The organism is Brevundimonas sp., from assembly GCF_036677305.1.
In the GTDB taxonomy this organism is placed as follows: Bacteria; Pseudomonadota; Alphaproteobacteria; order Caulobacterales; family Caulobacteraceae; genus Brevundimonas.
In genome coordinates this window covers 1-8,092 of record NZ_JAKFEB010000253.1, presented here as the reverse complement: position 1 = coordinate 8,092, position 8,092 = coordinate 1, and the positions used below count along the sequence as shown (strand labels likewise).

At 71.5% G+C, this 8,092-nt stretch carries 9 protein-coding genes; all 9 read left to right on the top strand.

Annotation, left to right across the window (positions count from 1 at the left end):
* Positions 1 to 524 (top strand): pseudouridine synthase (locus tag V6M42_RS14500; protein ID WP_332679162.1); only part of this gene is annotated, 524 nt, incomplete at its 5' end.
* Between the two features lie 52 nt (positions 525 to 576).
* On the top strand, positions 577 to 1,797 hold the full coding sequence (locus V6M42_RS14495) for an NAD(P)/FAD-dependent oxidoreductase (protein ID WP_332679161.1): 1,221 nt from the start codon (positions 577 to 579) through the stop codon (positions 1,795 to 1,797).
* Between the two features lie 37 nt (positions 1,798 to 1,834).
* Positions 1,835 to 2,476, top strand: a complete 642-nt coding sequence (locus V6M42_RS14490; protein ID WP_332679160.1) for a phosphoribosylanthranilate isomerase — start codon at positions 1,835 to 1,837, stop codon at positions 2,474 to 2,476.
* A 63-nt stretch (positions 2,477 to 2,539) separates the two neighbouring features.
* Positions 2,540 to 3,724 (top strand): tryptophan synthase subunit beta, encoded by a 1,185-nt coding sequence (trpB, locus tag V6M42_RS14485; protein WP_442880981.1) that lies wholly within the window; start codon positions 2,540 to 2,542, stop codon positions 3,722 to 3,724.
* A 1-nt stretch (position 3,725) separates the two neighbouring features.
* Positions 3,726 to 4,187 carry a hypothetical protein gene (locus tag V6M42_RS14480; protein WP_332679159.1) on the top strand — a complete coding sequence of 154 codons (462 nt, stop codon included), beginning with the start codon at positions 3,726 to 3,728 and terminating at the stop codon, positions 4,185 to 4,187.
* Complete coding sequence (trpA, locus tag V6M42_RS14475) at positions 4,184 to 5,014, top strand: tryptophan synthase subunit alpha (protein ID WP_332679156.1); 831 nt, start codon at positions 4,184 to 4,186, stop codon at positions 5,012 to 5,014. Before V6M42_RS14480 ends, trpA begins: the two co-directional genes overlap by 4 nt.
* Positions 5,015 to 5,023: 9 nt before the next feature.
* A complete protein-coding gene (accD, locus tag V6M42_RS14470) occupies positions 5,024 to 5,917 on the top strand; it encodes an acetyl-CoA carboxylase, carboxyltransferase subunit beta (protein ID WP_332660362.1) in 894 nt (297 codons plus the stop codon).
* 16 nt (positions 5,918 to 5,933) lie between these two features.
* On the top strand, positions 5,934 to 6,803 hold the full coding sequence (locus V6M42_RS14465) for an alpha/beta hydrolase (protein WP_332660361.1): 870 nt from the start codon (positions 5,934 to 5,936) through the stop codon (positions 6,801 to 6,803).
* An 8-nt stretch (positions 6,804 to 6,811) separates the two neighbouring features.
* Complete coding sequence (locus V6M42_RS14460) at positions 6,812 to 8,086, top strand: bifunctional folylpolyglutamate synthase/dihydrofolate synthase (RefSeq protein ID WP_332679155.1); 1,275 nt, start codon at positions 6,812 to 6,814, stop codon at positions 8,084 to 8,086.
* The last annotated feature ends 6 nt before the right edge of the window (positions 8,087 to 8,092 follow it).

Here is an 8,092-nt window from a genome sequence, read left to right as displayed (position 1 = left end):
TGATGATGCTGAACAAGCCGCTGGGCATGACCTGTTCGCGCAAGGAGGACGGGGCGCTGGTCTATGACGTCCTGCCGCCGCGGTGGAAGCGGCGCGACCCGGCGATCTCGACCATCGGGCGGCTGGACAAGCAGACCACGGGCCTGCTGTTGCTGACCGATGACGGCGACCTGCTGCACCGCGTGATTTCGCCCAAACGCCATGTGGCCAAGGTCTATCGCGCCACCCTGGCGCGGCCGCTGGACGGGACCGAGGGCGATGTCTTCGCCGCCGGAGGTCTGGTGCTGGAGGGCGAGGACAAGCCGCTGTCGCCGGCGGTGCTGGAGGTGCTGTCGCCGACCGAGGCGCGGCTGACGGTGACCGAGGGCCGCTATCACATGGTGCGGCGGATGTTCGCGGCGGTGGGCAACCACGTCGAGGAATTGCACCGCGAACGCGTCGGCGGGCTGGCCCTGCCGGACGATCTGGCGCCGGGAGAGTGGCGGCTGCTGGACCAGGATCAGATCGACCTGATCCTCGCCTGAGGGAACCGCCCGACCGCCGCTGACTTATCGCTCCGCTTCCAGCGGAGACGGCATGACCGGGGCGACGATCAAGAGAGACCTGCGCACCGGACGTTCCCTGTGGGCGGACAGTCATGGCCTGGGCGTGCCCGTGCGGCCGCTGAAGGCGGCCATCTCGGTCGATGTCGCCATCGTCGGGGCCGGGATCAGCGGCGCCTTCATGGCCCACGAGCTGAGCCGGGATCATTCGGTGGCGGTGCTGGACCGGCGGCCGCCGCTGACGGGCTCGACCGTAGCCTCGACCGCCCTGTTGCAGTGGGAGATCGACCTGCCGCTGACCGCGCTGGCCGACCGGATCGGCATGGCCAAGGCCAAGCGGGCCTATCTGCGGTCGCGCTCGGCGGTGGACGATCTGAAGCGGATCGTGACGGACGAGGGGATCGTCTGCGGGCTGAAGGACAAGGACACCCTCTATCTGGCCGGCGACGAATACGGCCATCGGGCGCTGGAGGCCGAGGCCGAGGCGCGGGCGGCGATCGGGCTGGAGAGCGAATATATCGGGCCGGAGATGCTGCGCGAGCGGTTCGGGATCGACCGGACGGGCGCCATCGTCAGCCAGGGCTCGGCCAGCGGCGATCCGGCGCGGCTGGCGGCGGGGTTGCTGCGGCGGGCGCAGGCGGCGGGGGCGAAGGTCTATTCGCGCGTCGAGGTCATGCAGGCGGTCAGCGACCCGGACGGCGTGACCCTGCTGACCGATGCGGGCCATGCGGTGCGGGCGAAATCGGTGGTGTTCTGCTGCGGCTATGAGTTTCCCAAGGGGGTGCCGACGCCCGGAGCGAAGGTGATCTCGACCTGGGCCATGGCGTCGAAGCCGCGCCAGCGCTGTCCGGCGTGGCTGCGGGACACCCTGGTCTGGGAGGCGTCGGACCCCTACCTCTATTTCCGCATGGGCGGCGACGGGCGGCTGATCGTCGGCGGCGAGGACGAGGCGTCGCCGGACGCCCATGCCGACAAGGCGAAGCTGAAGCGCAAATGCGAGACCATCGCCGCCAAGCTGAAACGGCTGCTGCCCGAGGTGGAGTTCGAGATCGACTACAGCTGGGCCGGGGCGTTCGGCGAGAGTTCGACCGGCCTGCCCTCGATCGCGCCCGTGCCGGACATGGACCACGCCTGGGCGGTGATGGGGTTCGGCGGCAACGGCATCACCTATTCGGTGATCGCCTCGCAGGTGGTTTCGGCGGCCTTGCGCGGCGCGGCGGATCCGGACGCGGACCTGTATCGGCCCCGACACTGAGCTTGACCCCGGCGGGCGGCGGGGGCACCTGCGCTGGATGAGCGCCCACGCCAAGATCTGCGGCCTGACGACACCGGCTGCGCTGGACGCGGCCCTGGCGGGCGGCGCGGCCTTCGTCGGCGCGGTGGTGTTTCCGAAGAGTCCGCGCCACATCGAACCGCTGCACGCCGCGACCCTGTTCGAACGGGCGCGGGGCAAGGCCAGGATCGTGGCGGTGACGGTCGACGCCGACGACGCCCTGCTGACCGAGATCGCCCTGATCCTGAAGCCGGACCTGATCCAGCTGCACGGGTCCGAGACGCCGGCGCGGGCGGAGCAGGTCCGGATGCTGACCGGGGCGGGGATCATCAGGGCCCTGCCGATCCGGACGGATCAGGATTTCGCCGCGGCCGACGACTGGGAGCCGTTCGTCGACCATCTGATGTTCGACGCCAGGCCGCCCGAGGGGTCAGACCTGCCGGGCGGGGTCGGGGCGCGGTTCGACTGGGTCATGCTGGCCGGCCGGGCGTATCGCCATCCGTGGTTCGTGGCGGGCGGTCTGACGCCGGACAACGTCGGCGAGGCGATCCGGATTTCCGGGGCGCCCCTGATGGATGTGTCCTCTGGCGTGGAAAGCGCGCCGGGTGTTAAGGACGCGGCCCTGATCACGGCGTTTCTCGACGCCGTCCGCTCCGCCTGATTTCCGCCGCTCCCCCGCGTGAAAGCTACCGCCGTGAACGCCATCATCCCCAATCAGTACGCCATGCCCGACGCCGAGGGCCGTTTCGGCCCCTATGGCGGGCGGTTCGTGGCCGAGACCCTGATGCCGCTGGTTCACGAGCTGAACGCGGCCTATGAGGCGGCCAAGGCGGATCCGAGCTTCCAGGCCGAGCTGGACGGCTTCCTGACCGACTATGTCGGCCGGCCCAGCCCGCTGTATCTGGCCGAGCGGCTGACGGAGCATCACGGCGCCGCCAACATCTGGTTCAAGCGCGACGAGCTGAACCACACGGGCGCGCACAAGATCAACAACTGCATGGGCCAGATCCTGCTGGCCATGCGGATGGGCAAGACGCGGATCATCGCCGAGACCGGCGCCGGCCAGCACGGCGTGGCGACGGCGACCGTCTGCGCCCGCTTCGGCCTGGAATGCGTCGTCTACATGGGCGCGACCGACGTCGAGCGGCAGTCGCCCAACGTCTTCCGCATGAAGCTGCTGGGGGCCGAGGTGGTGCCGGTGACCTCGGGACGGGCGACGCTCAAGGACGCCATGAACGAGGCGATGCGCGACTGGGTCACCAACGTCGAGGACACCTATTATCTGATCGGCACGGCGGCGGGGCCGCATCCCTATCCGGCCATGGTGCGGGACTTCCAGTCGGTGATCGGGCGCGAGACGCGGGTCTCCATGCTGGCGCGGCGCGAGAAGCTGCCGGACGCGGTGGTGGCGGCCATCGGCGGCGGATCGAACGCCATCGGCCTGTTCCACCCCTTCATCGAGGACGCCGGGGTGCGGCTGATCGGGGTCGAGGCGGCCGGGCGCGGGCTGGACGGTCCGGACCATGCGGCCAGTCTGCAGGGCGGACGGCCGGGCGTGCTGCACGGCAACCGCACCTATCTGCTGCAGGACGACGACGGCCAGATTCTGGAAGGCCATTCGATCTCGGCCGGTCTCGACTATCCGGGCATCGGCCCCGAACACGCCTGGCTGAAGGACATCGGCCGCGCCGAATACCGCGCGGCGACGGATGCGGAGGCGCTGGAGGCCTTCCAGCTGTGCTCGAGGCTGGAGGGGATCATCCCCGCGCTGGAGCCCAGCCACGCGCTCGCCCGGGTGGGCGAGATCGCGAAGGAAGTGGGCAAGGGCGGCGATGTCGTGCTGAATATGTGCGGGCGGGGCGACAAGGATATTTTCGCGGTGGCGAAACACCTGGGCGTGGAGTTGTAGAATGAAGATCGCAGTATTGGCCGCCGCGGCGGCTCTCATGGCCGCGCCCGCCTGGGCGCAGGAACCGGCGGCGCCGGCCCCCATCCTGGCCTCGCCGGACGCCATGGTGCTGCCGGGCGCGACCCTCGCGCCCGAGTGCGGCAATCTGTACGGCCTGGCCGGACGCGCCTTCTGCGTCAGCGCCCCGCTGGCGGGGATCGGCACCCTGGCCGAGGCCTATATCGCCGACCTGCGGACCCGCGGCTGGATGCCGGCCGGCGGCGACGACAACCGCGTGGTGTTCGTGCGCCGGCGCGACGGCGGCGGCTGCGACGGGCTGCAGATGCAGGCCTTCTACGACACCTCCGGCCCGACCAGTCCGGGGTCGCTGGGCTATCTCGGTTTCGGCCCGATCCCGGGCGACGTCTGCGCCGCCCAGCCGGCTCCGGCCGCTCCGGCGACGACCGTGCCTCCCGCGCAATGACCACGGCGCGCATCGACGCCCGGTTCGCCGCGCTGAAGGCCGAGGGCCGGGCCGGGTTCGTGGCCTATGTCATGGCCGGGGATCCGACCCGCGAGCAGGCGCTGGACATCCTGCGCGGCCTGCCGGGCGCGGGCGCGGACATCATCGAGCTGGGCTTCCCGTTCTCGGACCCGATGGCCGAGGGGCCGCCGATCCAGCGCGCCGCCCTGCGCGGCCTCAAGGCCGGGCTGACGCTGAAGGGCACGCTGGCCCTGGCCGCCGCCTTCCGCGAGGGGGACGCCGACACGCCGGTGATCCTGATGGGCTATCTCAATCCGATCGAGACCTATGGCTATGCCGCCTTCGCCCGCGACGCGGCGGCCAGCGGGGTGGACGGGCTGATCGTCGTCGACTGCCCTCCGGAAGAGGCCGCGCCGCTGTCCGACGCGCTGGACGCGGCCGAGGTGTCGCTGATCCGGCTGGCCACGCCGACCTCGGACGACGCCCGGCTGAAGATCATCGCCGAACGGACCTCGGGCTTCGTCTATTACGTCTCCGTCGCCGGGGTGACCGGGGTCAAGGAGGCGCAGGCCCTGTCGGTGGCTCCGGCCGTCGAGCGCGTGCGCCGGGCCTCGGGCCTGCCGGTCGCCGTCGGGTTCGGCGTGAAGACGCCGGAGCGGGCCGCCGAGATCGCCCGGGTGGCCGATGCGGTCGTCGCGGGCTCGGTTCTGGTCGACGAGGTCGCCGCCGCGCTGGAGGCGAACGAACCCGCCTCGACGCGCGTTCTGGCCAGGGTGCGTTCGCTGGCCGATGCGGTCCGGGGTGCGCGCGTCAAGGAAAGCGTCTAAAGCGCCGCCATGGTCGACAAGAACAAACCCCCACAAGAGAAGCGCGGCGGCTGGCTCAGCCGTTTCGCCCCCGGCGTGCGCAAGATCGTCAACCGGCGCGACACGCCCGAGAACCTGTGGGTCAAGGACCCCGACACCGGCGAGATGCTGTACCGGTCGGACCTGGAAAACTCGCTGTGGGTCACGCCCTCGGGCCGGCACATGCGGATCAACGCCGATCAGCGGCTGCGCTACACCTTCGACGACGGCGCGTTCGAGGCGATCGACACGCCCGACGTGCCCGAGGACCCGCTGAAATTCTCTGACGGCAAGCCCTACAAGGACCGCCTGATCGCGGCCCGCAAGGCGGCCGGCCGCAAGGACACGATGGCGATCGGCTTCGGCGAACTGGACGGCGCGCCCGCGGTGGTGATCGTCCAGGACTTCAGCTTCATGGGCGGATCGCTGGGCATGGCGGCGGGCGAGGCCTTCATCGCCGCGGCCCGGGCGGCCGTCGAGCGCGGCGTGCCGCTGGTCTGCTTCACCGCCGCCGGCGGGGCGCGGATGCAGGAGGGCGCGCTCAGCCTGATGCAGATGGCGCGCTCGACCCTGGCCATCCAGGAGCTGAAGGCGGCGCAGCTGCCGTTCGTCGTGGTGCTGACCGATCCGACCACCGGCGGAGTGACCGCCAGCTACGCCATGCTGGGCGACGTCCACCTGGCCGAGCCGGGCGCCCTGATCGGCTTCGCCGGCCCGCGCGTCATCGAGGCGACCATCCGCGAGAAACTGCCGCCGGGCTTCCAGCGCGCCGAATATCTGCAGGAAAAGGGCATGGTCGACCGCGTGGTCGCCCGTGAGGACCTGCCGGTGGTGCTGGGCCAGATCCTGTCGATGTTGATGGGCGGGCGGCGTCGGGCGGCCTGATCCGGTGAACAGGTCATTGTCCCCGGGTCGGCTGTTTATCCTGCTCCTGGCGGTCGGCCTCATCCATGCCGGTCCCGGCCGTGCCGACCCGGTCACGGACCGGATCTATCCCGCGCCCCGCGCCCCGCTGAAGGTGGACGACCTCGTCGCGCCCGCCGAGGCGATCTCCGTCCGGACCCGGGACGGGCTGGACCTGCGCGGCATCGCCACGCCGGGCCTGCCCGACCGGCCGGTCCTGCTCGTCCTTCATGGAAACGCCTCCAGCGCCCGGGACGCGATCGACTGGTTCGCCCCGGCGATCGACGAGGGCTACGGCGTCGTGGCGGCCGACTATCGCGGCTATTCCGCCAACCCCGGCGAACCGTCGGAGCCCGGCCTGGCCGCCGACGCCGACGCCTTCCTGTCGTATGCGAGGACGCTCGCCGGAGACCGTCCGGTCTGGATCGTCGGCCACAGCCTCGGAGGCGGGGTGGCCATGTCGCTGGCGGAAAGGGACGTTCCGGACGTGCTGGTGACCATCGGAACCTTCACCCGTCTGCGGGACATGGTGTCGGGTCTGACCCGGGCGATGGTTCCGGACGCCTATCGCAATCTGGACCGGGCCAGGACGGGGACCGCGCCGTGGTTTCTGATCCACGGCCTCGCCGACGACGTGGTCCCGGCGTCGCACGGTCAGGCGCTTCATGCGCTGGCGGGCGAGGCCGGGCGGACCGGGGCCAGTTTCCCGATCGTCGGCGAGGGCCACCGCCCCAGCGGAACGATCATCCTGCGAATCCTCGAGGCCGTCCGTCTGCTGCCGCCCGGCGCCGCGCCGTCTCCCGCCTCCGTGCCGGACCCGGTCAAGGTCATTCCATTCGGGCAGAGCACGCCCCTGCCCGCAGGCTGAGGCCGGCGGTGGACCCGATCTCCGAACGCCTGAGGGCGCGACACCCCCAGCGCATCGACCTGTCGCTGGACCGGATGCGGACCCTGTGCGCCGCCCTCGGCGATCCGCAGCGCCGGCTGCCGCCCGTGGTGCATGTGGCGGGCACCAACGGCAAGGGTTCGACCGTCGCCTTCATCCGCGCCATCGCTGAGGCGGCGGGCCTGACCGTCCATGCCTACACCTCGCCGCATCTGGTCCGTTTCAACGAACGCATCCGGGTGGCCGGCCGGCTGATCGGGGACGACGCGCTGAACGGAATCCTCGACCGGATCGAGGCCCTGGACGTCGAGGCGACGGTGTTCGAGAGCACCACCGCCGCCGCCTTCGTGGCCATGAGCGAGACGCCCGCCGATCTGGCCGTCGTCGAGGTCGGTCTGGGCGGCGTGCTTGACGCCTCGAACGTGATCGAACGTCCCCTGCTGAGCGTCATCACCCCGGTCGATCTGGATCATGCGGAATTCCTCGGCGCCTCCCTGCGGGGCGTGGCGGCGGAGAAGGCGGGCATACTGAAGCCCGGCGCGCGCGGTCTGATCGCGCGCCAGTCGGAAGAGGCGATGGCGGTCATCGAGAAGGCGGCGCAGGCGGTTCACGCCCCGTTGACCGTCATGGGCGTGGATTTCGACGCCTGGGCCGAGCGGGGCGGCATGGCCTTCCAGGATCAGGAGCGGTTCCTGGATCTGCCCGCCCCGGCGCTGGCCGGGCCGCACCAGATCGCCAACGCCGGCCTCGCCGTCGCCGTGGCGCTGGAGCTGGATCTGCCAGAGTCCGCGATCGCCGAAGGCCTGCGCGCCGTGCGCTGGCCCGCGCGCCTGCAGCGGGTCACGGCCGGTCCCTATGGCGCGGCGGCGCGGGCGGCGGACGCCGAGCTGTGGCTGGACGGCGGGCACAATCCGCACGCCGGCCGGGCGCTGGCCGAGGCCCTCGCCGAGCGTCAGGCCAGGGCGCCGCGCCCGCTGGCCCTGATCGTCGGCATGCTGGCCAACAAGGACGCCGGCGGTTTCTTCGAGGCGCTGAAGGACTCAGGGGCGGCGGTGTTCACCGTGCGCTTCGACGGGGCCGCGGCCGAGCCGGACGCCCTGGCCGCGGTGGCGCGGGGGCATGGTCTGGGCGCGACGCCCTGCGGCTCTGTCGAGGAGGCGCTGGACCGCGCCCTGCGGCTGGGCGCCGGCCGGGTGGCGATCTGCGGCTCGCTGTATCTGGCGGGCGAGGTCCTGGGCGCGGCGCGCGAAACCTGGCCGGACTAGGCCTCA